The organism is Caballeronia telluris, assembly GCF_001544495.1.
Taxonomy (GTDB): domain Bacteria; phylum Pseudomonadota; class Gammaproteobacteria; order Burkholderiales; family Burkholderiaceae; genus Caballeronia; species Caballeronia telluris.
The window spans coordinates 96722-120503 of sequence record NZ_FCNZ02000006.1; the positions used below are offsets into that span (position 1 = coordinate 96722).

24 protein-coding genes are annotated in these 23782 nt (G+C 65.1%); 13 read left to right on the forward strand and 11 right to left on the reverse strand.

Annotated elements, in window-relative coordinates:
• Positions 1-189 precede the first annotated feature (189 nt).
• Both AWB66_RS09795 and AWB66_RS09800 read left to right on the forward strand, forming a co-directional pair.
• Positions 190-1791: a peptide chain release factor 3 gene (locus AWB66_RS09795; protein ID WP_087630259.1), complete on the forward strand. Its 1602-nt coding sequence runs from the start codon at positions 190-192 to the stop codon at positions 1789-1791.
• A gap of 70 nt (positions 1792-1861) precedes the next feature.
• Positions 1862-2647, forward strand: coding sequence for an ABC transporter substrate-binding protein (locus tag AWB66_RS09800; RefSeq protein WP_087630100.1), 786 nt, complete (start codon positions 1862-1864; stop codon positions 2645-2647).
• A 48-nt stretch (positions 2648-2695) separates the two neighbouring features.
• Here AWB66_RS09800 and AWB66_RS09805 read toward each other — a convergent pair whose 3' ends face one another.
• Complete coding sequence (locus tag AWB66_RS09805; protein WP_087630101.1) at positions 2696-3361, reverse strand: MarC family protein; 666 nt, start codon at positions 3359-3361, stop codon at positions 2696-2698.
• 167 nt (positions 3362-3528) lie between these two features.
• Between AWB66_RS09805 and AWB66_RS09810 the strand changes: the two genes are divergently transcribed.
• The 8 genes from AWB66_RS09810 to AWB66_RS09845 all read left to right on the forward strand — a co-directional run bounded on the left by AWB66_RS09810 (position 3529) and on the right by AWB66_RS09845 (position 10790).
• Positions 3529-4152: a helix-turn-helix domain-containing protein gene (locus AWB66_RS09810; protein ID WP_125469698.1), complete on the forward strand. Its 624-nt coding sequence runs from the start codon at positions 3529-3531 to the stop codon at positions 4150-4152.
• A complete protein-coding gene (locus tag AWB66_RS09815; RefSeq protein WP_087630102.1) occupies positions 4112-4642 on the forward strand; it encodes a GNAT family N-acetyltransferase in 531 nt (176 codons plus the stop codon). Before AWB66_RS09810 ends, AWB66_RS09815 begins: the two co-directional genes overlap by 41 nt.
• A gap of 399 nt (positions 4643-5041) precedes the next feature.
• Entirely contained in the window at positions 5042-5560 is a 519-nt protein-coding gene (locus tag AWB66_RS09820) for a MarR family transcriptional regulator (protein WP_087630260.1), read from the forward strand.
• Complete coding sequence (locus AWB66_RS09825; RefSeq protein WP_087630103.1) at positions 5557-7659, forward strand: FUSC family protein; 2103 nt, start codon at positions 5557-5559, stop codon at positions 7657-7659. The genes AWB66_RS09820 and AWB66_RS09825 overlap by 4 nt, the downstream gene beginning before the upstream one ends.
• 34 nt (positions 7660-7693) lie before the next feature.
• A complete protein-coding gene (locus AWB66_RS09830) occupies positions 7694-7903 on the forward strand; it encodes a DUF1656 domain-containing protein (RefSeq protein ID WP_087630104.1) in 210 nt (69 codons plus the stop codon).
• Positions 7900-8874 (forward strand): efflux RND transporter periplasmic adaptor subunit, encoded by a 975-nt coding sequence (locus AWB66_RS09835; RefSeq protein WP_087630105.1) that lies wholly within the window; start codon positions 7900-7902, stop codon positions 8872-8874. The genes AWB66_RS09830 and AWB66_RS09835 overlap by 4 nt, the downstream gene beginning before the upstream one ends.
• Entirely contained in the window at positions 8871-10331 is a 1461-nt protein-coding gene (locus tag AWB66_RS09840; RefSeq protein ID WP_087630106.1) for an efflux transporter outer membrane subunit, read from the forward strand. Before AWB66_RS09835 ends, AWB66_RS09840 begins: the two co-directional genes overlap by 4 nt.
• Before the next feature lie 180 nt (positions 10332-10511).
• Positions 10512-10790 (forward strand): hypothetical protein, encoded by a 279-nt coding sequence (locus tag AWB66_RS09845; RefSeq protein WP_087630107.1) that lies wholly within the window; start codon positions 10512-10514, stop codon positions 10788-10790.
• 83 nt (positions 10791-10873) lie between these two features.
• Here the strand turns inward: AWB66_RS09845 and AWB66_RS34330 are convergent, their stop codons facing one another.
• Both AWB66_RS34330 and AWB66_RS34335 read right to left on the reverse strand, forming a co-directional pair.
• Positions 10874-11536, reverse strand: a complete 663-nt coding sequence (locus AWB66_RS34330; RefSeq protein WP_087630108.1) for a DUF2278 family protein — start codon at positions 11534-11536, stop codon at positions 10874-10876.
• Between the two features lie 78 nt (positions 11537-11614).
• Positions 11615-12793 carry a phytanoyl-CoA dioxygenase family protein gene (locus AWB66_RS34335; protein ID WP_087630109.1) on the reverse strand — a complete coding sequence of 393 codons (1179 nt, stop codon included), beginning with the start codon at positions 12791-12793 and terminating at the stop codon, positions 11615-11617.
• A 96-nt stretch (positions 12794-12889) separates the two neighbouring features.
• Here AWB66_RS34335 and AWB66_RS09860 point away from each other — a divergent pair, with 96 nt between their 5' ends.
• Positions 12890-13978 (forward strand): LacI family DNA-binding transcriptional regulator, encoded by a 1089-nt coding sequence (locus AWB66_RS09860; protein WP_087630110.1) that lies wholly within the window; start codon positions 12890-12892, stop codon positions 13976-13978.
• Here AWB66_RS09860 and AWB66_RS09865 read toward each other — a convergent pair.
• The 4 genes from AWB66_RS09865 to AWB66_RS09880 form a co-directional block, all read right to left on the reverse strand.
• Positions 13939-14385, reverse strand: a complete 447-nt coding sequence (locus tag AWB66_RS09865; protein WP_087630111.1) for an SRPBCC family protein — start codon at positions 14383-14385, stop codon at positions 13939-13941. The two genes, AWB66_RS09860 and AWB66_RS09865, sit on opposite strands and share 40 nt — an antisense overlap.
• Before the next feature lie 102 nt (positions 14386-14487).
• On the reverse strand, positions 14488-16857 hold the full coding sequence (locus AWB66_RS09870; RefSeq protein WP_235021066.1) for a two-partner secretion domain-containing protein: 2370 nt from the start codon (positions 16855-16857) through the stop codon (positions 14488-14490).
• 109 nt (positions 16858-16966) lie between these two features.
• Positions 16967-17368 (reverse strand): SRPBCC family protein, encoded by a 402-nt coding sequence (locus AWB66_RS09875; RefSeq protein ID WP_087630112.1) that lies wholly within the window; start codon positions 17366-17368, stop codon positions 16967-16969.
• Between the two features lie 67 nt (positions 17369-17435).
• Positions 17436-18311: a lipid A biosynthesis lauroyl acyltransferase gene (locus AWB66_RS09880; RefSeq protein ID WP_087630113.1), complete on the reverse strand. Its 876-nt coding sequence runs from the start codon at positions 18309-18311 to the stop codon at positions 17436-17438.
• Positions 18312-18655: 344 nt separating this feature from the next.
• On the opposite strand from AWB66_RS09880, the gene AWB66_RS09885 reads away from it, so the two are divergent.
• Entirely contained in the window at positions 18656-19042 is a 387-nt protein-coding gene (locus tag AWB66_RS09885; RefSeq protein ID WP_087630114.1) for an ester cyclase, read from the forward strand.
• A 28-nt stretch (positions 19043-19070) separates the two neighbouring features.
• Here the strand turns inward: AWB66_RS09885 and AWB66_RS09890 are convergent, their stop codons facing one another.
• The gene (locus AWB66_RS09890; protein WP_087630115.1) at positions 19071-19514 is read right to left on the reverse strand and encodes a response regulator; all 444 of its coding nucleotides are present in this window, start codon (positions 19512-19514) and stop codon (positions 19071-19073) included.
• A 192-nt stretch (positions 19515-19706) separates the two neighbouring features.
• Between AWB66_RS09890 and AWB66_RS09895 the strand changes: the two genes are divergently transcribed.
• Positions 19707-20339, forward strand: coding sequence for a glutathione S-transferase family protein (locus AWB66_RS09895; protein ID WP_087630116.1), 633 nt, complete (start codon positions 19707-19709; stop codon positions 20337-20339).
• A 30-nt stretch (positions 20340-20369) separates the two neighbouring features.
• On the opposite strand, the gene tssJ is transcribed toward AWB66_RS09895, so the two are convergent.
• The 3 genes from tssJ to tssF are packed head-to-tail and all read right to left on the reverse strand — an operon-like array spanning position 20370 to position 23770.
• Entirely contained in the window at positions 20370-20903 is a 534-nt protein-coding gene (tssJ, locus tag AWB66_RS09900) for a type VI secretion system lipoprotein TssJ (protein ID WP_087630117.1), read from the reverse strand.
• A 12-nt stretch (positions 20904-20915) separates the two neighbouring features.
• The gene (gene tssG / locus AWB66_RS09905) at positions 20916-21998 is read right to left on the reverse strand and encodes a type VI secretion system baseplate subunit TssG (protein ID WP_200818959.1); all 1083 of its coding nucleotides are present in this window, start codon (positions 21996-21998) and stop codon (positions 20916-20918) included.
• Positions 21995-23770, reverse strand: coding sequence for a type VI secretion system baseplate subunit TssF (tssF, locus tag AWB66_RS09910; protein ID WP_087630119.1), 1776 nt, complete (start codon positions 23768-23770; stop codon positions 21995-21997). Before tssF ends, tssG begins: the two co-directional genes overlap by 4 nt.
• Between the last annotated feature and the right edge of the window lie 12 nt (positions 23771-23782).

Genomic DNA, 23782 nt, shown 5'->3' on the forward strand with positions numbered 1-23782 from the left:
TCATCGCGTCCATCCCGCTTTTTTCCGCCTTTCCGCCATCGAGCGGCGGCCTTTGCGTGTTTTCCCGCGAGGCAGTCCGCCGTCCGCCCGTTTGCCTTTTTGCTCGCCTCGCGAGCGAACCGGGGCCAAGCCGGGCGCCGACCGGTGAACACGGACCCCGCGGACGAACCCATCGCTTATCTCGACACCATGCCAGTCTCCGAACTTCAACGGCGCCGCACGTTCGCGGTCATTTCCCACCCTGACGCGGGCAAGACGACGCTCACCGAAAAACTCCTGCTGTTCTCGGGCGCGATCCAGATCGCGGGCACCGTGAAGGGGCGCAAGAGCAACCGCTACGCGACCTCCGACTGGATGGAGATCGAAAAGCAACGCGGCATTTCGGTCGCGAGCTCGGTGATGCAGTTCGAATACGGCGATGCCGTCATCAACCTGCTCGACACCCCGGGCCACGAGGACTTCTCCGAGGACACCTACCGCGTGCTGACCGCCGTCGATGCTGCCGTGATGGTGATCGACGGCGCGAACGGCGTCGAAGCGCAGACGCTCAAGCTGCTCGAAGTCTGCCGCGCGCGCCGCACGCCGATTCTCACGTTCATCAACAAGCTCGACCGCGAAGTGCGCCAGCCGCTCGAACTGCTCGATGAAATCGAGCAGCATCTGGGCGTGGCCGCCGTGCCGTTCACCTGGCCGATCGGCATGGGCAAGGAATTCCAGGGCGTCTATGACATCCAGCGCGATCAGGTGCGCCTGTTCCGTCCCGGACAGGACACGGCCGGCGGCGAAGTCGAAACGCTCACGGCGCCCTCCGACGAGGAAGGCGAGCGCCGTTTCGGTTCGAGCTGGACGCGCGCGAAGGAAGAAATCGACCTGATCACGGGCGCGACGCCCCCGCTCGACCGCGACGCGTTCCTCGCGGGCCAGCAGTCGCCGGTGCTGTTCGGCTCGGCGATCAACAATTTCGGCGTGAAGGAAATTCTCGACGCGCTCGTCGATCTCGCGCCGCCGCCCTCGATGCGCATGACCGTGCAACGCCCCGTGATGCCGGACGAACCGAAGTTCACCGGCGTCGTCTTCAAGGTGCAGGCGAACATGGACCTCGCGCACCGCGACCGCGTCGCGTTCATCCGCGTGTGTTCGGGCCATTTCGAGCGCGGCATGGCGCTGAAGGTCACGCGCTCGGCGAAGACGTTTCGCGCGAACAACGTCGTCACGTTCCTGTCGCAGCGACGTGAAACGGTGAGCGAGGCGTATCCGGGCGACATCATCGGCATCCCGAATCACGGCACGCTGCGCCTCGGCGACACCCTCACCGAAGGCGAGGAACTCCAGTTCACCGGCCTGCCATTCTTCGCGCCGGAAATCTTCCAGACCGTCGAAGTGGTCGATCCGATGCGCGCGAAGCAGCTCGGCGAGGCGCTCAACCAGTTCGGCGACGAAGGCGCGATTCAGGTGTTCCGTCCGGTCGTCGGCGGTTCGATCATCCTCGGCGCGGTCGGGCAACTTCAGTTCGAAGTGGTGGCGCATCGACTGTCGGCGGAATACAAGGTCGACGTGCGCATCATGCCCGCGCGCTATCGCATGTCGCGCTGGGTGACCTGCGACGACGCCGCCGAACTGCGCCGCTTCAGCGACGCCTACGCGGGCCGCATGGCGCTCGACGCATCGAACGCGCCGACGTATCTCGCTTCGCACATCTCCGAAATCGAAGTCGCGCAGAAGGCGTGGCCGAAGATCGTCTTCAACGAACTGCGCGAGCACTCCGGCGCGCCGTTCCGCAAGTCGCTCTGACGCATTTGTTCTAAGGCATTTGTTTTGACGCATTCGTTTTGACGCATTCTTTCAACCAACGAGGACCATCGTGAAGAGGCTGTTGACGTTATTGCTGGGTGCCATGCTTGCTGTTTCCGTTTCGACCTTTGCTCAGGCGAAGGACTGGTCGACGATCCGCTTCGGCGTCGATGCGAGCTATCCGCCGTTCGAATCGAAGGCGCCGGACGGCACGCTCGTCGGCTTCGATATCGACGTCGGCAACGAACTGTGCCGGCGCCTGAACGCGAAATGCGTGTGGGTCGAGAACGCGTTCGACGGCATGATTCCCGGCCTCAAGGCGAAAAAGTTCGACGGCGTGCTCTCGACCATGTCGATGACGCCCGCGCGGGTCAAGCAGATCGCGTTCAGCAGCAAGCTCTTCCATGTGCCGACGCGCCTCGTCGCGAAGAAGGGTTCCGCGATCCAGCCGACGGCGGAATCGCTTGCGGGCAAATCTGTGGGCGTCGAGCAGGGGTCGATGCAGGAAACCTACGCGAAGGCACACTGGGGCGCGAAGGGCGTGCAAGTGGTGTCGTATGCCGACCAAGACCAGGTCTATGCGGACTTGCTGACGGGGCGCATCGACGCGTCGCTGCAAAACGCGGTGCAGGCCGAGCGCGGCTTTCTCGACACGCCGCGCGGCAAGCCGTACGCGTTCGCGGGCGGCGCGCTGGAAGACAGCGCGATCTTCGGGCCGGGCACGGCGATCGGCTTGCGCCGCGAAGACACCGACCTGAAGGAGAAGCTCGACGGCGCCATCGCCGCGATGATCAAGGACGGCACCTACAAGAAGATCGCCGGCAAGTATTTCGACTTCGACGTGTACGGCGAGTGAAGTCCTGACGCGCGATGTCGAAGGCGGCGCCCCGAGGGGCGCCGCTTTTCATTTCAGGCGCACGCTTTCGATCAGTTCGGACACGCCGAGCCAGAGAATCTGCACGCCGATGCAGAAGATCACGAAGGCGAAGAGGCGCATGGCGACCTGCGTGCCGACGGTGCCGAGCAGGCGTTCGAGGTGGCCGGAAAAGCGCACGCGCACGTAGATGCTCGTGCACAGGATCACGAGCGCGACGCCCACGCCGACCATATGCACCGGCAACAGTCCCGCACGCGGCGAGCCGGTGCCGAGCGCGATCGCCACGGCGATGGCGCCCGGGCCGACGGTGATCGGCAACGTCAGCGGATAGAACGACTTGGCGCGCAGCGACGCCGTGCGATCGGTCGCGGGCGCGACTTCGGCGGCTTCGGCTTCCGTGTCGTCGGGGGCTTGCAGGAGATTCCAGCCCGCCATCGCGATGACGACGCCGCCCGCGACCCGCAGCACCGGAATCGAGATCCCGAAGAACGACAGCACATACGCGCCGATCGAGAGCGAAGCGAGCAGGATCGCGAAGCTGTTGACCGAGATGCGCCGGGCGATTTCGCCGCGCTCGGCGAGCGTCGCGTGCGGCACCATGCTGAGCACGATGAGCGCCGTGGCCGGCGGATTGATGAGAGGAAAAAGCCCGGCGACGATCACGAGGACCGTCTTCGTGAATTCGTTGAGCATGGAGTTCCTTGGGTCGCTGACGCTTCCTGGTTCGCGAAGTGCTCGTCCGGGATCGAGTATAGGTGAGGCGATCCGGCGGGACCAGCGCCGACCAGGCCGTGCCTCCGTTGACAGAACCACGCGTCTCTTCTAGTTTACTGGATAAGAAATCCATTAAACTGGACAGCATGGAAATCAATGCAATCATCGCGGGCCGCGTGCGGGAACTGCGAGACGCGCAAGGCTGGTCGCTCGACGCGCTGGCCGAACGCAGCGCAGTGAGCCGCTCCAACATCTCGCTCATCGAGCGCGGACAGAGCAGTCCCACCGCGACCGTTCTCGACAAACTCGCGACCGCGCTGAAGGTGCCCCTCGCCTCGCTGTTCGAACAGAGCGTCGCGCCGGCCGCCGAACCATCGCCGGTTTCTCGCGCAGCTGAACAGCCGGTCTGGACCGATCCGGCGTCGAAACATATCCGGCGACACCTGTCGCCTGCCGCACGCTCGCCGATCCAGCTCGTCGAGGTCAGGTTTCCCGCTGGCCGGCGCGTCGACTACGACACCAGTTCGCGCCACGCCCAGATTTTCCAGCAGGTCTGGCTACTCGAAGGCGCGATGGAAATCACGGTCGGCGAAACGCGCTGGCGGCTCGAAGCCGGCGACTGCCTCGCGATGCGGCTGGACTGCCCCACCGCCTTCAGGAATCCCACCAGGAAGGCCGCGCGTTATCTGGTGGCGCTCACCCACCCTCCCTCAATGAACGGACCAACGGATGATCGACAACGTGACTGTGCGCCGCGTCGGCACAAGTGAAGCGGCAGCGTGCGTGGAAGACCTGACCGATGTGCTCACCGACTGCGTCGAAGGCGGCGCATCGGTGAGCTTCATGCTGCCGATTTCCCGCGAGAAGGCCGTGGCATTCTGGCAAACGGTCGCCGAAGGCGTCGCGCGCGGGGAACGTGTACTGCTGGTCGCCGAAGACGGAACCGGGCGGATCGTCGGTACGGTTCAAGTCGTCACGAAGCAGCCGGAGAACCAGCCGCATCGCGCGGACATCGCAAAGATGCTGGTGCATCGGCAGGCTCGGCGGTGCGGAGTCGGACGGCTGCTGATGGCGGAGGCCGAACGCGCGGCACGCGAGGAGAACAAGTCCGTGCTGGTGCTCGATACCGTGACCGGCGGCGATGCCGAACGGCTGTATGAGCGTGCGGGGTGGCAACGTGTCGGCGAAGTGCCGCATTACGCGCTGATGCCTGACGGCGAATTCTGCGGAACGACGTTTTATCACAAGCAACTTCTGTAGCGTCGCCCACTGTCCCGCCTCCACCATCAACTCCGCAAGATACTTCTTCCACATCTCCGGATGGGCGAGCGTCTGGTGTCCATACGACGGCTCGCCCGCTCCGGCATCTCCACATAGCGCGCGATCGTCGGCGAAATTCAACGCGTAGAGCCGCACGCGGAAGCGTCCGAATTGCGGCGCGGGGTCGTAGTCCCACGACGATTCGAACCAGTAGAGCGCATCGCTGGCGTCGGACTTTGTGGACTGATCGACCGCCGACTGGTACGCGTTCCGCGGCGCGGTCCGGCGCGTCGCGATGCATGCGCGCCGCGTTGCCCGTGGTGATCGCGGCCCGAGCACGTCCGTTCGTGTCCATTCGATAGCTTGCTAACGAATTTGTCTCAAAATATAATGCGCGCCATGCAAAATCTCGACGCCCTGCGACTCGCCGTGAGCAGTACGCTCGTGACCGCCGCCCGCCAGTGGCGGCGCGCGAGCCACGGACTGCTCGCCGCCTACAACGTCTCCGAGGCCTGTGCCGCGCCGCTCCTGATCGCCGGCAGGCTCGGCGCGGGCGTGCGGCAGGTGACGCTCGCGGACCACGTGGGCATCGAAGGTCCGTCGCTCGTGCGCCTGCTCGACCAGTTGTGCGCCGCCGGCCTGATGCGCCGCGACGAAGACCCCGACGACCGCCGCGCGAAAACCATCTCGCTGACCGACGAAGGCCGCGCAATCACCGCGACCATCGAGAAGGAACTGACCGGGCTGCGCGGCGAAGTGCTCGAAGGCGTGAGCCGCGCCGATCTGGAAGCCACGCTGCGGGTGTTGACGCTCTTCAACGGGTCCAAGCGAGTGGCCGCGCCCCGGCGCGCTCCGGCCCAGGAACCCGCGCGCGAGCCCGCCCATCGCGATCCGACGCGCCCGGACACCGCACCATGACGCTACCGTCCACGCGCGACTGGCTGTTTTCGCTGAAGACCTTCACCGCCTCGATGCTGGCGCTCTATATCGCGCTCAGGCTAGAACTGCCGCGACCCTATTGGGCGATGGCGACGGTCTACATCGTGTCGAATCCGTTTGTCGGCGCGACGCGTTCGAAGGCGCTCTACCGCGCGCTCGGCACGATGCTCGGCGCCTCGGCGGCGGTGCTGTTCGTGCCGCCGTTCGTGGAATCGCCGTATCTGTTCAGCTTCGTCGTCGCGCTGTGGACGGGCACGCTGCTCTATCTCGCCATTTCCGACCGCACCGCGCGCAGCTACGTCTTCATGCTCGCGGGCTACACGCTGCCGCTGATCGCGCTGCCCGCCGTGACGAACCCGGCCGGCGTCTTCGATCTCGCGATCACGCGCACCGAGGAAATCCTGCTCGGCATCGTGTGCGCGAGCGTCGTCGGCGGGGCGGTGTTTCCGAGCCGGCTTGCGCCGTCGCTCGTCGAGCGCACCGACGCCTGGTTTCGCGACGCCGCGTTCTACGTCAAGGAGACGCTTTCCGGCCGCATCGCGGGTCAGCCGATCTCGGCGGCGCGCCAGCGGCTCGCCGCGACCGTCAACCAGCTCGAATTCCTGCTGAGCCAGCTCGCCTACGATCACGCGCGGCCCGACATCCTCGTGCGCGCGCACGCGCTGCGCGGACGCATGCAGTTGCTGCTGCCGATCGTCTCCGCGCTCGCCGATCCGCTGATCGCGCTGCTCGGCGGCGCCAGGGCGCGTCCGGCGGGCCTCGCGACCCTGCTCGCCGATGTCGTCGGATGGTTCGACGCGCCGCTCGCCGACAACGACGCGGCCGAGCGCGAAGCCGACCGTCTGCGCGAGCGCATCGCGACGCTGGAACCGGCGGCCGCCGAACTCGCGACCTGGGAAGGCGCGCTCCTGTCGAACGCGTTGTGGCGCCTGAAGCAAGTCGTCGACGTCTGGCAGGACTGCCGCGCGCTGCGCATCCTGATCGCGCGCGAGAAAGGCGCCTGGCGGCCGCGCTTCAGGCATTGGCGGCTCGGCGGCTCGGCGCGCTATTTCGATCGCGGCATGCTGATCTTCTCGGCGGGCTCGGCGGTCGGCGCGATCTTCGTCGCGTCGAGCCTGTGGATCAGCTCCGGCTGGAACGACGGCGCCGCGGCCGTCTCGCTCGCGGCGGTCGCGTGCTGCTTCTTCGCCGCGCTCGACGAACCCGCGCCGCAAGTCTTCGCGTTCTTCGTCTGGACCTGCGTGAGCGTGGTGCTCGCGGGACTCTACCTCTTCGTGATCCTTCCGAACGTGCACGATTTCGCGATGCTCGTCGTGATGTTCTCGGTGCCGTTCCTGATCGTCGGCACGCTGATTCCGCGCCCGCAGTTCAATCTCGCGACGATGCTCGTCGCCGTCAACACGGCCTCGTTCATCAGCATACAGAGCGCCTACGAGGCCAATTTCCTGACCTTCCTGAACAGCAATCTGGCGGGTCCGGCGGGCCTGCTCTTCGCGTTCATCTGGACGCGCATGACGCGCCCCTTCGGCGCGGAACTCGCGGCGGCGCGCCTGATGCGATCGAGCTGGCAGGACGTGGTGCTGAGCACGGCCACGCCGCCCGACGGCGATCAGCGCAATCTCGCCGCACGCATGCTCGACCGCCTGATGCAACTGATCCCGCGCCTTGCCGCCACCGACGACCATCGTCATCCGTCGATCGAGAGCTTTCGCGATTTGCGGGTCGCGTTCAACGCGCTCGATCTCACGCGCGCGCGGCGCCGCACGGGCGACGACGTGAGCGCGTCGATCGATACGGTGCTCGACGGCGTCCGCGATCACTACAACCGCTGCGTCGCGCGGCGCGAGCGCCAGCCCGTGCCGGCGAGCCTGCAAACGGCCATCGACGCAGCGCTCGCGCGCGTGTCGACGGCAAACGGCGGCGGCGACGAGCCGCTTGCCGAAGGTCAGCCCGCGCCCGCCGCTTCGCTGCCCGCGCGCCCGTTGCGCGACGCGTTGCACGCGCTCGTCGGCATCCGGCTGTCACTCTTTCCGCAGACGAGCGGCGTGACCGGTCCGGCGCAGGAGGCTGCGGCATGACGTTCCTTCACCTTACCCGCGCGGAGTCCGTCCGATGATCGGCGAAATCGACATCTTCGGCGTCTTCGTGCCGGCCATTCTCGTGCTGATGCTCGTCGCGTATCTCGTGAATCTCGCGATCCGCACGGTGCTCGCGCGCGTCGGCTTTTATCGCTTCGTCTGGCACCGGTCGATCTTCGATCTGGGCATTTACGTGCTCGTGCTCGGTGCTGTCGTCGTTCTTTCCCATCGGTTCATGACGTGAAAAAAACCTGGTTCTCCGTTGGACAGATTCTCCTGACGCTCGTCGTCGTGGCCGTCGCGTGCTTCGTGCTGTGGCGGCTCGTCGGCTATTACATGTTTTCGCCGTGGACGCGCGACGGCCACGTGCGCGCCGATGTCGTGCAGGTCGCGCCGGACGTCGGCGGACTGATCGTGCAGGTCGATGTCGTCGACAACCAGCCGGTCAAGCAAGGCCAGACGCTCTTCGTGATCGACCAGGCGCGCTACGCGCTGACGCTGCGTCAGGCGCAGGCGACCGCGCAGCAGCGCCGCGCGACGCTCGATCAGGCGCGCCGCGAGGACGCGCGCAACCGCGCGCTCGGCGATCTGGTCGCGCGCGAGGCAGCGGAGGAAACGCGTTCGCGCGTGCAGCAGGCGGAAGCCGCGGTCGCCGACGCCGAAGTCGCCATCGATACCGCGCGCCTGAATCTCGCGCGCACGGTGATCGTGAGCCCGGTCGACGGCTATCTGAACGACCGCGCGCCGCGCACCGGCGAATACGTGGCGGCGAGCCGGCCGGTGCTGTCGGTGGTCGACATGCATTCGTTTCGCGTCGACGGATACTTCGAGGAAACGAAGCTGCGCGGCATCGACATCGGCCAGCCGGTCGACATCGAGGTCATGGGCGAGCCGGGCGTGCTGCGTGGGCACGTGCAGAGCATCGCGGCGGGTATCGAGGACCGCGACCGCACGCAGGGCACGAATCTCCTGCCGAACGTGAATCCGGCGTTCAGCTGGGTGCGGCTCGCGCAACGGATTCCGGTGCGCATCGCGCTCGACGAAGTGCCCGCCGACTTCCGCATGATCGCCGGGCGCACGGCGACGGTCTCGGTGCGCGGGCTCGCGCCGTCGCTCGGGCCGCAGCGCGCGGCGTCCAGTGTGCCGATTGCTTCGGGCGCTTCCACGGTTCCGGCCGCTTCCGCCGCGCAGCCGTCGACGGAAATCAAGCGATGAAAACGCCGCGCGCGCTCACCCTCGCCCTCCTGCCGGCCGTCTGCGCGCTCGCCGCGTGCATCACGGTGGGTCCGGACTATTCGCTGCCCAAGGACGCCGTGGTCAACGCGCCGCTCGCGAACGCGCCGCTCGACGGCGCGGGCGACGCGCTCGTCGGCCATCAGGCGGTGCCGCAATACTGGTGGCGTCTCTACGACGATCCGGCCCTCGACGGCCTCGTGCAGGACGCGCTGAAATCGAACGCCGATTTGCGCGTCGCGGCGGCGAACCTCGCGCGCTCGCGCGAGGCGCTCGGCGTCGCGGAGGCGCAAGGCGGCTTCTCGGGCAAGGCCGACGCGGCGGTCAAGCGCGCGCAGGAATCGGGCGAGCAGTTCCTGGTCTTCGAAAAACTGCCCGTCGTCAACGAAGGCGACATCGGCCTCAGCGTCTCATATGAAATCGATCTGTTCGGCACGCTCAGACGCGGCGTCGAAGCGGCCGGCGCCGATACCGAGGCCGTGCAGGCCGCCAGCGATCTCGCGCGCATCACGGTGGTCGCGGACGTCGTGCGCGCCTACGTCGAGAGCTGCTCGGCCGCCGAGGAACTGGCGATCGCGCAGCAGTCGCTCGCGCTGCAAAAGCAGCGCGTCGTGCTCACGCGCCGGCTGCGCGACGCGGGTCGCGGGAACACGCCCGACGTCACGCGCGGCCAGACGCAGGTCGAAACCCTCACCGCCGATATTCCGCGCTATCGGGCACGCCGCCGGATCGCGCAATACCGCCTCGCGATGTTGCTCGCGCGCGCCCCCGCCGACCTGCCGAAAGCGGTGCTCGCGTGCCACGAGACGCCGCGCATCAAAAACGCGTTGCCGGTCGGCGACGGCGCCGCGCTCCTGCGCCGCCGCCCCGACGTGCGCGAGGCCGAACGGCGGCTCGCGGCATCGACGGCGCGCATCGGCGTCGCGACCGGCGCGCTCTATCCGACCGTCGCCATCGGCGCTTCGGTCGGGGTGACGGGCGTCGCGGCGGATCTCGGCAAGCCGGAAACGCAGCGCTGGGGATTCGGGCCGCTCATCAGCTGGACGTTTCCCGCGAACGGCGCGCGCGGCCGCGTGCGCGAGGCGCGGGCCGGCGCGGACGTCGCGCTCGCCCGCTTCGACAGCGTCGTGCTCAACGCGCTGCGCGAAACGCAGACGAGCCTCGCGACCTACGCCGCCGACTACGAGCGCATGGAGTCGCTGCGCGCGGCGCAGAAGTCGGCGGCGCAGTCCGCGAGCGAGACGCACCGCTTCTATGTCGCTGGGCGCGAGTCCTTCATCGCCGACCTCGACGCGACGCGCACGCTCACCACGACCAATTCGCAGCTCGCGGCGGCGGAAGGCCAGGTCGCGCTCGATCAGGTCAACCTGTTCCGCGCGCTCGGCGGCGGCTGGGAAACGCCTGTGGCGAACGCTCGTCCGGAAATGGCGAAAAAGTAGGCGCAATCCGGGCACGCCGATAAATCTGTCAACTTTTGTGTACAGTCACGCGTTGATGGAACGTCGTGTAATCGAAGTGAATGGCGCGAAAGCGTGTCACGACAGCCTGGCACAACGGCCGCACGTGCCGCGCGTGTCTCGTATCCGAAGGCCCTACCCGCTCAATAACAGGAGTTTCAGATGAAACAAACGAACAAGTTGGCAGTAGTCGGCATGCTGGCATTTGCACTCTCCGCGCCGGTGTTCGCGCAAGGCGCGGGCGGCGGCTCGAACTCGGATGGCGGCAAGGCCGAAGGCCCCGATTCGGGCATGGCGGCATCGGGCCCGCACGTGAAGCACAAGAAGGGCACGGGCGGCACGACGCTGCATCAAGAGAACAAGGCCGCGCACCTGAAGGGTGCATCGGCGGCGAAGGCAGCATCGGCGCTCGGCACCAACGACAAGGGCCAGCCGCAGTAAACGGCGTCTCGCTGTACGAAAAGCCCGGCCACGACGCACGGCCGGGCTTTTTTTCGCCCAGGTTTCGAGGATCCGTAGCACGATCAGATCGGCTGGGCGTTGGGCAGCGGGTTGCCGAGATCGTCGGTCGGCACCAGTTGCTTGTTGAACGCGGCGAAGTACGCGGCCCATTCGGGCTCGCCGAGGTCCGCCAAAAGACAGCCGTCCTGCCAGATGTCGTTGTGATCGTTGGAGTCGTCGCCCGGACGGTGGATAAAACTGCCCGTCGAACCCTGGTTCATGTGCGTGTCGTGGATGCCGTTGCCTTCGGCGTAGAAGCGGCCGAACACATACACGTCGGACTGATGCTGCTGGGCGCGAAGCAACAGCCGGTACAGCGACGCCGCAGGCTCCGGGAATTCCGAGCCGTCCATCACGTCGCTGTTGCGCCAGTTGCCGGTCGTCGAGAGGATGTCGCTGCGGATGAAGTCGATCGCGGGCAATGCGGCCGTGCCCGTCAGCGGATGCGATCCGGCGCTCGTCTGTCCGAGCGTCTGGATGACCGGGTGGCGGAAGTCGTAGACGAGCTTGTACTTCAGCAGGTCGTCGTCGTCGTTGGTGCCGACGTTGACCGCGACGTCCCATTGCGCGCCATCGACGAGCACACCGAAGTGCTGGTGATACTGCGTTTCATGCTGCCGGCGAGTCGCCTTCAGCACGGGCGGCGAAACGATTCGAGCCTTGACGAAACCGTAGGCCAGTGCCATCCGATACTCCTTCGTTGCGTGAGCGAAGAGCGAGCAGGATAACGCGATACTCGTCGAGGCGCGTTCCGGATGATCGCCCTATGCCTCGCGCCGCCCGGACTGATCGCGAACTGCGGCTGCGAAACGGTCTGCGCTCCACGACTCCGTCAGCGCGCGGCGAAAGAGCCCCTGCTGACTCTCCGGCGCAAGACCGCCTTGCGGCGGGTCCTTGTCGAGATTCGTCGGAAACGGATAGCCTTCCGCCGTCGAGGCGATCACCGCGTCGGCCTCTTCCGGCGTGATGCGCTGCGTCCGCATTCTGTCGAGCAGGACTGGATAAAGAACCTCGCACATCTTCGTGCGGTTCAGCGATTCCATCGCCCGGCCGTAAGCGGAGGAAATCTGCAGGAGGTTCGCCATGCGGTGCACCGAGGTTGTCCGATTCTCGCCAGCGGCGTGGAACAGCGCCGGACTGAAAAAGACGGCATCGCCTTTTTCGAGCGGCAACTGGACGTAGTGCGCCTCGAAGTAATCGCGAAAGTCCTGCCGACGCCAGGCGAGATAGCCTTCGGCATAGCGCTGCGAGAAAGGCAGGAGCTTCGTCGGACCGCTTTCCACGGGCATGTCGGTGTGGGCCACGGCCCCCTGCAAAGTGAGAAACGGCGACATCGCGTGAACGTGGGCGGGATAACGCTCGGCCTCTCCCGCGGTTTGAAAACCGAGGTGGTAATCCCGGTGCGCCTGCTGCGCCTGACCGCCCGGGCGCACGACGTTGACCTGCGACGTCACCTGGAAGTGCGGACCCAACCACGCTTCCGCCATCGCCACGAGCGCCGGACGGGCGAAGTAGCTGGCAAACACCGAGGGCGCTCGCAGGCAAAGCTTTTCCTGCGCATTCCAGATGCGGTCGTTAGCGCCCGCCTTCGCGAAATGGTCCGCGGCCGCGATCCCGGCTTCGCGCTCCTCGCGGATGATCGATTCGAAGACCGCCGTCGCTGCATCGACCGGTGCGGTGTCGGTGTACACGCGCTTGAACACCAGCACGCCCGCGCCCGCGTGCAGGACGTTCGCCCATTCAGCCTGGAGGTCCGCGCGTCGCGATGCATCGTCGAGCGCCGCGCCAAGTTCCCGGCAGTCGTACACCGGAACGTGATCGACAGTCTCGGCGGCAAACCGCAGACCGTCGCCGTCTCTACGCGGTTCAAGCGCAGAGACGAATTCCCGGAGCGAACAATCCTGCTCCCGGTACCAGTTGCGTTGGGGTTCTCTGGCGTTCATGGTGTCTCCTTCTGTTCTGGTTCCAACGATAGCCCTCCCGCGCGCGCTTGCGTTACCATAAAAACCTCAAAAACACCTCAACCCGGGACCGTCGACGTGGCTCATCGATTCCTCATGAAGGAAATCGCGCTCCAGGCGGGGCTCGGGCTCGCGACGGTCGATCGCGTCCTGAACGGGCGGGAACACGTCCGCGAGCACACGCGCCAGCGCGTGCAGCACGCGATCAAGGAACTGGAGAAGCAGCAGTTCCAGTTGGCGACGAGCGGACGCAAGCTCGTCGTCGATGTCGTCGTCGAAGCGCCGCGGCGGTTTTCCGACGAAATCCGTGATGCGCTGGAGTCGGAACTGCCGGGCCTGCATCCGGCCGTGTTCCGGCCTCGCTTTCTGATGCACGACACGATGACGACGGCGGACGTCGTGGATGCGCTGAAGTCGATTGGCCGACGCGGCAGCCACGGCGTGTTGCTCAAGGCGCGGGATGTCCCCGAGGTTGCCGGCGCTGTCGCGCAGTTGCAGCAACGCGGTGTCCCCGTGATCACCATTTTCACGGACATACCGCTGTCGGCGCGCATGGCCTACGCGGGACTCGACAACCGGATGGCAGGCGCGACAGCCGCTTACCTCATCGGTCAATGGCTCGCGCGCCGGGACGGCGACGTCCTCATCACGATGAGTGACGAGCGCTTCAGAGGCGAGGAAGAGCGCGAAATCAGCTTTCGCGAAGAGTTGCGGCGGCGGTATCCGAAGCTGAGGCTCGTGGATGCGAGCGGCGGTCACGGTCTCGACGTACAGACGGAAGAGCGCGTCAGGCGAGCGGTCGGTTCAGGGCGGAAAATCGTCGCGGTGTATTCGATGGGCGGCGGCAATGTCGCGATACTGCGCGCGCTCGAGTCGATCGGCCAGAAACCGAAATGTTTCATCGGGCACGACCTGGACCGCGACAACGTCGAGTTGCTGCATGACGGAAAGCTGAGCGCGGTGTTGCACCACGACTTGCGACAGGACATGCGCACCGCGTGTCACCACGTCATGCACTTTCACAAGCTGCTGCCGGCGTCGGCGGTCGGGTCTTCGTCGTCGGTGGTCGTCATCACACCGACGAACATTCCGCAATCCGTCGAACAGCGATTCGGCAGACGGACCGCTCAATCAGGAATCTCGGGCTCGACGAGCCTTGCCAGTTGAACCAGCGACTCCTGCCAGCCGAGGTAGCACATTTCCACGGGAATGACCTCGGGTATGCCCTCTTGCACGATCGAGAGTTCGGTTCCGCAGGACACCTGCCGCAGTGAAACCGTGACGTGCATCTCGCCGGGCAGGTTCGCGTCGTCGAACCGGTCCGTGTAGCGAATCTTCTCGGACGGCACCAGTTCGATGTACTCGCCGCCGAACGAATGGCCGTGGCCCGTGCTGAAGTTGCGAAAGGACATCTTGTGCGTGCCACCGACACGGGCTTCCATGTGGTGAACCTGACAGGTGAATCCGTATGGAGGAAGCCATTTCGCGATTGCATCGGGTTCGAGGAAGGCGCGATAGATGCGCTCGGGCGGAGCGCGCAAAACACGGTGGAGCTGGATGGTTCCGGTTGTCATGGTGAGTTTCCGTTCACGGAGAAGTGGGTCATATCCCTACGACGATGCGCCGCCGTTCATATCGACACGAGCGGGATCAGGGAAAACCCGCTCGCTCGACACTCACTGCGCCGCTTGTTGCCACCGCAGGACGGGATGCGTTCCGCCGGCCGGCATCACCCAGGTTCCGGTCGGGCTGAAGTCCCAAGTCGGTCCGAAGCTCGACGCCGTGCTCATCTGAGCGGTGCTGAGCCCGTTTGCGGCAGGCGCCGGCGTGCCGCTGTACACCCCGTCGGTCGCGGTGCTGGTCTGCACGTCCCAGAAGACGTTGTTCGCGATCGTTCCGCCATTGTTGAGAGCAATGCCGCCCTTGATTTGCGGATAAGCGTGCGAGTCCAGCGGCGACGCGGCGAATGATTCGCTGATCGTGCCGTCGTTGGTCCCGACGAGGCCGCCGAGGTAAGTCATCGAGGCGACGCCCGTCGCGTAGGATTGCGCGATCGTTCCGTTGTTCGTGGTGACGAGGAGCCCGCCATTGGAACGCGAACCGCCGCTCGCCGCGCCATCCACGAACGACTGGACGATCAGGCCGTTGTTGACGACGGCGAGTCCGCCGAGTGCCTCCAGCCCCGTGAAACCCGCACTGCTCGACGAGCGCTCGATGGTGCCGTCGTTGCGTGCGACGAAGCCGCCCGCGCCCGACCCGGCAAAGTACTGCACCGACACGCCGGACGTATGCGAGTGGGTGATGAGCCCTTGGTTCACGCCCGCGATGATGCCGACCGGGCCCGAGACGGAGCCATTGGCGTATGCGTTCTCGACGCTCAGGTTGCGCACCACGCCCGTCGGACCGATCGTCGCGAACAGTCCGAGGTTGATCTGCGAATCGTCCGCAGCCTGAAGATTCACGCGACGAATCGCGTGGCCCATGCCGTCGAACTGGCCGGTGAACGCTGCGTTGCCTGGACCGCCGACGCCGTTGAACTGCGTTCCCATCGTCGAGAAATCGATGTCCTTGGCGAGCGCATACACGCCCGAGAGATCGCTCGACACTTTCTCCATATCCGCTCTGGAACTGATGAGCCGATAAGCGGTGAACTGCGACAGCAGGCCGCTGAATGGCGCCGCGGTCCACGACGGATTGCTTCTCACCGTTCCGGCCGTGAAAGTGCCGTTCATGTCATAGAGCGCGGAAACGACGCCCGTTCCCCGCGACCAGTCGATGGTGCCGCGACTCACGACGCTGCCGCCGTTGTCGATGCCGTGCGAATCGGCGCGCAAGATCAGATTGCCCGCGCCGGTGTTCGCAAGCGTCGCGAGCGGGCCGAGCGTCACGTCATGCAACGCGTTGAGCGTCAGCGATGCATCGCCGGTCCATCGCACGGCCGCGCCGAAGTTGATGTTGCCGCTTGCGCTGTTGGCGCCCGTCGCGTTCACCGTGATCGACGTGCCGCCCGACAGATTGCGTGCGAGCGTGGCCGAGTTCAGCGGCCCGGCGTTGAATTCGGGCGTGCTGACGTTCCATAGCGCCGCATCGATCACGGCGTCGTCGAGATGCAGCGTGTTGCCGGTCGTGATCACCGTGCCGCCGTTTCCATTCGCATCCGACGCCTCGACGCCCGAATGCACGTGCGCCGTGCCGCGGTCGGCGACGAGCCACACTTTGCCATCGCGCGTCTCGGTGCCGGTCGCGCGCACATCGCCGTTACGGCCCGCGAGCGCGAAGACGTTGCCATCGGCGGCGCGCAGGTCGATCTGCGCGGCCTCGATGCTGCCCTTGTTCACGACATCGCCACGCGTACCTGGCTGGACGAAGACCTGCGGGCCCCTTGCCGAGTCTCTCAACAACACCTGATTGCCCGTGGCGAGTTCCGCCGATCCCGTCGGCGCATTGATGCTGCCATCGTTCTCGACGAGTTTGCGGGAGATGAGAAAGACGTCGCCGCCGGTCGAACTGATCTTGCCCAGATTGACGACGACGCCATCGCTCGAACCGGCAAGACTGAGCGGGCCGCCGTTCATGAAGTTGTCGTTGCCGATGTCGAGCGTCGACGCAACGAAGCGGCCGCCCGTGGTCACGATGCCGCTCGGTCCCACCACGACGCCTTGCGGGTTGATGAGATAAAAGCTACCCGTGGCAACGAGTTGGCCGTTGATCAGCGAACGATCGGTGCCGGTCACGCGACTCAACGTCGCGCCCGTGCCGTTGTTGACGTTGACGGTGTTGCCGTTGCCGATCGAGAAGCCGCGCCAGTCGATCACGGCGCGCGGCGTGCTCTGCGTGATGTCGACGCCGTTGCTGCGCGTCGCGATCGAACCCGCGCCCGCGACGAACTGCCCGCCTTGAGGAAGCGGTCCCGCAGCGAACGCGCTCGCGCCTGTCGCCGAGAGAAACAGCGCGAGGATGGCAACGCGTATCGTCCGGTGATGTTGGAAGAACAGAGGCTTTGTCGAGCGTGACTGCACGGTCGCAGGATGATGACGGCATTGCACGAAATATTCCTCCGCATTGGCCTACATTCTCAGGAACGTTGTCTTTCCCTGCCGGGTTTCGAGCAGTGACCGCTGCGAACGCGGGCTCCCACCGACACGGAGCGCCACGTCACTTCGCTTCGAGCAGCGCTTTCAGCGTATTCAGATCGCGGGAGATCCATTGCGCATCGGCGGCGAATTTGTCGTCGCTCATCCCCGGTACGCGAAACAGCGCGAACAGCACTTCCGTGCCCGTGCCGTTCGCAACCGTGCGCATCGGCACGTGGACTTCGGTGCCGTCGGGCAACTCGACAGCGTGATCGAGTACGCCGTATGCGTTGCGTTCAGTGAAGCGAACAATGACCGGACCGTTCTCGCCTTCGAAACGCCAGACGGTTCCTTCGTTGCCGAGCGGCTTGCCCAGACCCGATGCCCAGCGCGCGAACGACGCAGGCTGCGACATGAAGTCATACACGTCCTGCGGACTGTGCAGGATCGCGATGCTGAGCGTTTTCGATTCGGCTAGTTGCATCGTGATGTCTCCGTGTATCGCCCGGGCGAAGTAACGCGTGGGGAGCCGTCACGATAGCACTACACGATCAATACACGCCCGCCACGCCCGCCGGCCGATGCTTGAAGCGTCGATGCACCCAATAGTACTGATCCGGATTCTTGAGGACTTGCGTCTCGAGAAACGCATTCATTCGACGCGTATCGACCGTATCGCTTCCCGACGGAAAATCCTCCAGCGGCGCGAAGACCGTCAACTTGTATCCGCGATAATCCGGCAACACCTCGGTCACGAACGGCACCACCCGCGCGCGGCCAAGCCTTGCAAGTCGCGCAACGGACGTGAGCGTGCAGGCGGGAACGCCGAAGAAAGGGACGAACACCGAGTTGTCGATGCCGTGATCCATGTCCGCCGCGAGCATGACAGGCTTGCCCGAACGCAGTGTTGCGACGATCTTTCTCGCACTCGTCGAGCGTTCGATCATCTCTGCACCGAACCTGCCGCGCTGCCGTTTTGCGAGGTCGCACATGCGCACGTTCGACATGCGTGTGTACAACGAGGCGGCAGGCTGGCTCGTCGAATACACGATGCAGCCGACTTCAATAGCCACGAAGTGAAAGCCCATGAAAATGGTAGGCGGAGCATTCTTGTCGTGAAGATCGATCGCGCTGTCGATCTCGACGAGCCCTTTCATCGACTGCGCGCTGCCGAACCACTGGATGCCTCGTTCGAGATAGCTGCGCACGACATGGCGAAAGTGATTCCTCGCGAGTTCGTCGTATTCGCGTTCGGTCTTGGTCGGGAAACAGAGGCGCAGATTGACGAGGACAATATGTTTGCGGCGGCTTGGAATCCGGTACAAGGCGGCCCCGAGGGCGCTGCCGAGTCTTGCGACCAGGCCATAAGGAAGCACGGCGAAAAGCCGTAGCAGCGCTACCATGAGCGCAAAACCGATTCGGTCCAAGCGTTTTTCTCCTGACGAACCGTCGAATTGCGCCAGCAGGGGCGCTTTCCGTAGACGGTTCCTGTCGTAGTTGTCGATGCCCGAAACCCGACGTCCTTCCGCGAGTGATGCAGAAGCAGATGAGTAATGGAACCGGGAAATGAATGGTGGACGCCGGACGGCGATGTGCGCGGGCACACGCACCATCGGCCTGAAAGCAACCATGCCGATCGTAAGTCGTCGGTCTCTTTTAGGCTACTACATCTTGCAGACAGCGGCCATGAAAAAGTCGCCAGGCGTTGCCTGTCTCGCGGTTCGTCTACGATCGCGATTAACCTGATCCGTCAGTCGATAAGGAGACGAGCATGAGCGAGCTGGACCTGAGCACTATCTATCGGCGCTACCTCGATTGCCTGAACAAGCGCGATTGGGCGTCGCTCGGTCAGTTTGTCGAGGACGACGTCGGTCACAACGGCCGGCCGATCGGTCTGTCAGGCTATCGTGACATGCTGGAAAAGGATGTTTTCGACATCCCCGACTTGCGCTTCGAAATCGAATTGCTCGCGAACCAACCGCCTGTGCTCGCGAGCCGTCTGCGGTTCGACTGCACGCCCCGACACAATTTCCTCGGATTGCGAATCGACGGCAAACGGATCGCCTTCGCGGAAAATGTGTTCTATCTGTTTCGCGGCGCAAAGATCGCGCAGGTTTGGTCGGTAATCGACAAGGCCGCGATCGAAGCGCAATTATAGTCTGTCGCGTCGTGCTCAACCGTCGCGCTCAACCGCTTGCGATAAGCGAAGCACGCGGACGCTGCGGCACACCGTCCCTTGTGAGCGCTGCGAGCGTGAGGATGCTGCTGCACAGTTCGCGCAACGGCACGGGCTTCACCAGAAAATTCCACACGCGCAGGCGCATCGCCCAGATCGCGATCGACATCGAATTGCGTCCCGCGATCACGAGGACCGGCAGCGCCGGATGCTCGCGACGCACGCGCGTGAGCGCATCGATGCCCTGCGCGCTCGGCTCGTCGAACTCGAAACAGACGAATGCCGGCCTACGGCTCGCTATCGCGTTCGACACGTCCTCCGGATCGTCGACGAAGTGAATGTCGAATGCGCCGTCGAGCGTTTCGGCGAGCGACGCTTCAGCGTGACGCGTCAGGTCCACCCACACGAAACCATAGTACGGCGATGCACTCGCTGGATCGAACGAATGTGACATGAGCGATGTCCTCCGGGCGTTCACGCAGACTTGCCATGCCCGTACTCTGGGCGATCCGGCGCCGGCGAAACACCCCGCTTGGGACGGGGCGAAGCCCCTGCAGGCGAAGGGAGCCGGATGAGGTATCGTGTGATGTGAACCTTGCAGCAAGCGCAAGATCGCAGAACATCATTTCGATTTCACCTCACCGCCATGACCATCGCCCTGCACACCTGGAACACGCCGAACGGCCGCAAGATCAGCGTCGCGCTCGAAGAAATGGAACTGCCGTACATGGTCAAAACCGTGAACATCTCGAAGGGCGAGCAACACGCGCCCGAGTTCCTGCGCATCAGTCCGAACAACCGCATTCCCGCGATCGTCGATCCGAACGGCCCCGACGGTCAGCCGATCAGCGTCTTCGAATCGGGCGCGATCCTGCTCTATCTCGGCGAGAAGACCGGCAGGTTCCTGCCAGCGAGCCTGCGCGAGCGCGTGCCTGTGCTCGAATGGCTGATGTGGCAAATGGGCGGCTTCGGTCCGATGCCGGGACAGGTGCATCACTTCCGCCTGGTCGAAGCGGAAAGCGACCGGCGCTACGGCCTCAAACGCTATTCGGACGAAACGCGCCGCCTTTATGGCGTGCTCGACCGCCGTCTCGCGGAAGTGGAATACGTGGCGGGCGCGCTGTCGGTGGCCGATTTCGCGATTCTCGGCTGGGCGTGGCGCCACGAGCGCCATCAGGTTTCGCTCGACGATTTCCCGAACGTGAAGCGCTGGTACGAGGCGCTGTTCGCGCGCCCCGGCGTGCAGCGCGGCTTCGACGTCAAGCTCGACGACGCCTGACCGTAAGCCTTCGTTCGCCGGCGTTAGCGCTCAACGCGCCGGACGCGTGCGCGGCACATCGGCGACGGCCACTAGTTCGCGATCGACGAGATCGAACTTCAACGGCTTGTCGGCCGGCATCGACTTCTTCGCAATCACGCGACGCCAGTCATGCTCGCTTCGCACGTCCCGGAAGAACGCGACGATCGCCACGTATTCGGTGTCCGCGCGCATCGGTTGCGAGACGCTCGCCGCGCTTCCCGGATTGACGACGACGCCCGCGCTGTCCTGCAAATCGGCGCCGAGCACCACGCGATCGTTCTTGAGGAGATCGTCGTAGGAAGCGGCATCGAAGGATTTGCGGTCCTTCAACTGATAAACCCGCACCGCCACCGACACGGGACGATCCGCCTCATCCGGATTGAGCGACGCGCGCGCGGTGAGATCGAGGTTCAGTGTCTTGACCTGCTTGTAGAACACCGCCTGATAAGCGTCCGACGTCGTATCGGACACCGATTGCCAGGCGCCGCATGCGCTCAGGATCAGGCTCGCGGCGATGGTCGTGACTAGTGAAACTGCTCGCATGCAAACTCCAGTTTATGCAGGGTGGCCGGACACGGCGCGTCTCGCGGCCGTCGGCGTGGGAATCGCCTCGTATCGGCCGAGCGGGATCGTGATGACGCGATTGCCGACGGGTTTCAACAACGTCGTCCAGGCAAGCCGTGCGCCGGGCGCGCTTTCTTCGCGCGTGCCGCCAAGCCTCAACAACGGCGCAATCGCCGCCGACACTTCCATGCGCACCACCACGTCCGCCTTCGTTCCGAGATACACGCGCAGCAGGCTCATCATTTCGCGATAATGCGGCGCGCCGGGCAAGAGCCCTTGCGCCTGCGCGGCCGTCGCGGGCGACAGCGTGACGCGCACCGCGCCGCCGCGATCGATAACACGCCGTCCGAGCACATGTCCGCGACTCAAACCCGCTTCGTCCGAGGAATGCGCGCCCGAGCCCAGCCGAGGCCGATCGTCGACGTGAACCCACACCGGAAAGCGCTCGTCGACCTTCACGCCCGCGCCCGGCACCGCCAGCGCGACGATCCCCGCGAGCCCCTCCGCCGTGCGCGTGCGTTGCGTGAGCAGTCCGAGCAAGCCGAGCACGCGCACGGACGGCAGTCCGGCGCCTTCGGCCTTGTCGCCGAGACCGAAGCCCGCAAGACACAGCAGATTGCGCGACATCGGATCATTGCCGCCGCGCTCGAAGCCCGCCGCATAACGGTACTTGCGCCACGCGCGATAAAAAAGCGTCGCGATCCGGTGATTGAACACGTCGAGAAAGGCCATGACCTCCTCGTGCCCTTCGCGCCGCAACACGATGTCGTCGATCAGATGCGGCGGCATCGCCGCGTTCACGCCGTACAGCCCGAGAAACGTCGTGCGAACCGATGGCGGGCGATGGGGCCGCTCATCGTCGTATTCGACTGCCGCGAGTTCGGTGCCCGGAAAGCCCACCTTCGGGAATGGCCGGAAGCGCACGGGCTCGCCGGCGGGCGTATCGCGTGTGCCGAGACCGTCGCGCTGCGGCGCGATGCGTTCGAGCAACTGACAGAGCTGGAAGAAGTTCATCCGCGACGCGCGCGCGAACACGAGCGGCGCGATGCCGTCGATCGTTTTGGGCGCGTTCATAGCGGCGAGCGCTCCGCGTGGCTCGCTGCCCATTCGACGCGCTCGCCGGTCGGCAGGCTCACGATCGTCAGTTGCGTGAAGAGGTTGATCTCGGCGTAGAGCGCGAAGAACCGATGCAGCAGTTCGCCGAACAGATAGACATCGCCCTCGCCCGCGAACGCGTGACTGTCGAGCGTCACTTCGATCAGCACGCCGCGTTCGACGCCTCCGCGGATCACGCGACGCGACAGCTTCTGCGCGACGTGCTGAATGCCGGCGAGACGGCGGCGGTTCATCTCGTCGTTCGTCCAGTCGTAGAGCGCGAGCGCGCCGCGCAAGACTTCGGCGTCCATCAGCGACAGAAAGTTCGGCGCGAGATGCGACAGCACGCGCCACTGGAAACGATCGTTGAGAGGCGGATAGACCGGCAGCGTCGGCGCGGTGAGATTGCGCACCTGCGCGACGTTCGGCGCGCTTTCCACCAGATCGTCGATGCTCGCCTCGCGCAGACCCTTGCGCGGCAGCATGCCGTTCGTGCCCGTCACGCGCAGCGACAGCGTTTCCTCGGGCAGGTCCTGCATCGCTTCCCACGCGTGGCCGCCGAGGATGATCCACGTATCGAAGAGCCCCTTGGCGCCCTGCCGCACGCGTGTGTGAAAGTACCGTTCCGGCGCTTCGTGACGCAGCATGCCGCCGCGATGCCGGAACGTCGAAAACGGCACGTATTCGAAGCGCTCGGCGGTTTCGTGATCGAACGAATCGACGGCTTCCACCGAATACGTCTCGACGAAACTGCCGTGATGATGCATCGGCTTCACGCGATACTCGGTGTCGTGATGATTGATGCGCACCGGTTCGGCGTCGAGTTCGAACAGGTTGATGATCGGCGTGCAGAAGAGCCGCACGTTCGCCGCCGTGAAGCGCAGGTCGGCCGGATAGCTCTCCTTCAGCAGCACTTCGACCTCGAAGCTCCACGCATCGACGGGCAACGCATCGATGCTCAGGCCACGCAGATCGACAAACAGGAACTTCTCGCGAAACGTGAAGTATTCGAGCAGCAACTGATAGCCGGAAAACGCGACGTCGGCCTTGGGCCACAAACGTTCGTCGGCCGCGAAACCGGCCGCTTCCAGCCGCGCGTTGTCGATAACCGTAGCCGCGCCGTCGCGCACGCCGGGAATGCGCCAGGAGACGGACTGCACCTGCCACGTCAGCGCGAGATGCAGGGCGAACGCAACCGGCAGATCGGCGTTCAGATACAGCCGGATGCGCGACAGATCGAGCGATTCGCGACGCGCCGAGCGGTCGATTTCGAAGCTCATGCGGATGACCGAGCGCCCGTCGTGACGCACGGACGGCGCGGCATCGGTCAGGCGGATCGGCATCAGCGTGACGGATTGCGTCGTCCGGTAGAGGCACTGAACGCCGCTCGCGCCCACTCTGCCGGAACGCACGGATAGACCGGCGGGCACGATCTCGGTCTGCTGCAAAGTCTCGAGCGCGGGCGTCATTTCGAGGATCGACAGCGACGGAATCATGCGCAGATAGTGCGGCCAAAGCAGGCTGACGAGCCCTTCGGTCAGCTCGGGCAATTCGTCGTCGAGCTTCTGGCGCACTCGTCCCGTGAGGAACGCGAAGCCCTCGAAGAGGCGCTCGACATACGGATCGCGATCGCCGACGCGATCCATGTTCAGCATGCGCGCGCGGTCCGGATGCGTCTCGGCGAATTCCTTGCCGGCCTCGCTCAGATAGCGCATCTCGGCTTCGTAGTAGCGCAGGATGGAATCGTCCATGATGGTTTCTTC

Bases quoted from the DNA above. Each gene is read 5' to 3' on its own strand.
- AWB66_RS09795 (WP_087630259.1), top strand. From the start codon at position 190: ATGCCAGTCTCCGAACTTCAACGGCGCCGCACGTTCGCGGTCATTTCC.
- AWB66_RS09805 (WP_087630101.1), bottom strand. From the start codon at position 3,361: ATGCTCAACGAATTCACGAAGACGGTCCTCGTGATCGTCGCCGGGCTT.
- AWB66_RS09810 (WP_125469698.1), top strand. From the start codon at position 3,529: ATGGAAATCAATGCAATCATCGCGGGCCGCGTGCGGGAACTGCGAGAC.
- AWB66_RS09815 (WP_087630102.1), top strand. From the start codon at position 4,112: ATGATCGACAACGTGACTGTGCGCCGCGTCGGCACAAGTGAAGCGGCA.
- AWB66_RS09820 (WP_087630260.1), top strand. From the start codon at position 5,042: ATGCAAAATCTCGACGCCCTGCGACTCGCCGTGAGCAGTACGCTCGTG.
- AWB66_RS09825 (WP_087630103.1), top strand. From the start codon at position 5,557: ATGACGCTACCGTCCACGCGCGACTGGCTGTTTTCGCTGAAGACCTTC.
- AWB66_RS09830 (WP_087630104.1), top strand. From the start codon at position 7,694: ATGATCGGCGAAATCGACATCTTCGGCGTCTTCGTGCCGGCCATTCTC.
- AWB66_RS09840 (WP_087630106.1), top strand. From the start codon at position 8,871: ATGAAAACGCCGCGCGCGCTCACCCTCGCCCTCCTGCCGGCCGTCTGC.
- AWB66_RS09845 (WP_087630107.1), top strand. From the start codon at position 10,512: ATGAAACAAACGAACAAGTTGGCAGTAGTCGGCATGCTGGCATTTGCA.
- AWB66_RS34330 (WP_087630108.1), bottom strand. From the start codon at position 11,536: ATGGCACTGGCCTACGGTTTCGTCAAGGCTCGAATCGTTTCGCCGCCC.
- AWB66_RS34335 (WP_087630109.1), bottom strand. From the start codon at position 12,793: ATGAACGCCAGAGAACCCCAACGCAACTGGTACCGGGAGCAGGATTGT.
- AWB66_RS09865 (WP_087630111.1), bottom strand. From the start codon at position 14,385: ATGACAACCGGAACCATCCAGCTCCACCGTGTTTTGCGCGCTCCGCCC.
- AWB66_RS09875 (WP_087630112.1), bottom strand. From the start codon at position 17,368: ATGCAACTAGCCGAATCGAAAACGCTCAGCATCGCGATCCTGCACAGT.
- AWB66_RS09885 (WP_087630114.1), top strand. From the start codon at position 18,656: ATGAGCGAGCTGGACCTGAGCACTATCTATCGGCGCTACCTCGATTGC.
- AWB66_RS09890 (WP_087630115.1), bottom strand. From the start codon at position 19,514: ATGTCACATTCGTTCGATCCAGCGAGTGCATCGCCGTACTATGGTTTC.
- AWB66_RS09895 (WP_087630116.1), top strand. From the start codon at position 19,707: ATGACCATCGCCCTGCACACCTGGAACACGCCGAACGGCCGCAAGATC.
- tssJ (WP_087630117.1), bottom strand. From the start codon at position 20,903: ATGCGAGCAGTTTCACTAGTCACGACCATCGCCGCGAGCCTGATCCTG.
- tssG (WP_200818959.1), bottom strand. From the start codon at position 21,998: ATGAACGCGCCCAAAACGATCGACGGCATCGCGCCGCTCGTGTTCGCG.
- tssF (WP_087630119.1), bottom strand. From the start codon at position 23,770: ATGGACGATTCCATCCTGCGCTACTACGAAGCCGAGATGCGCTATCTG.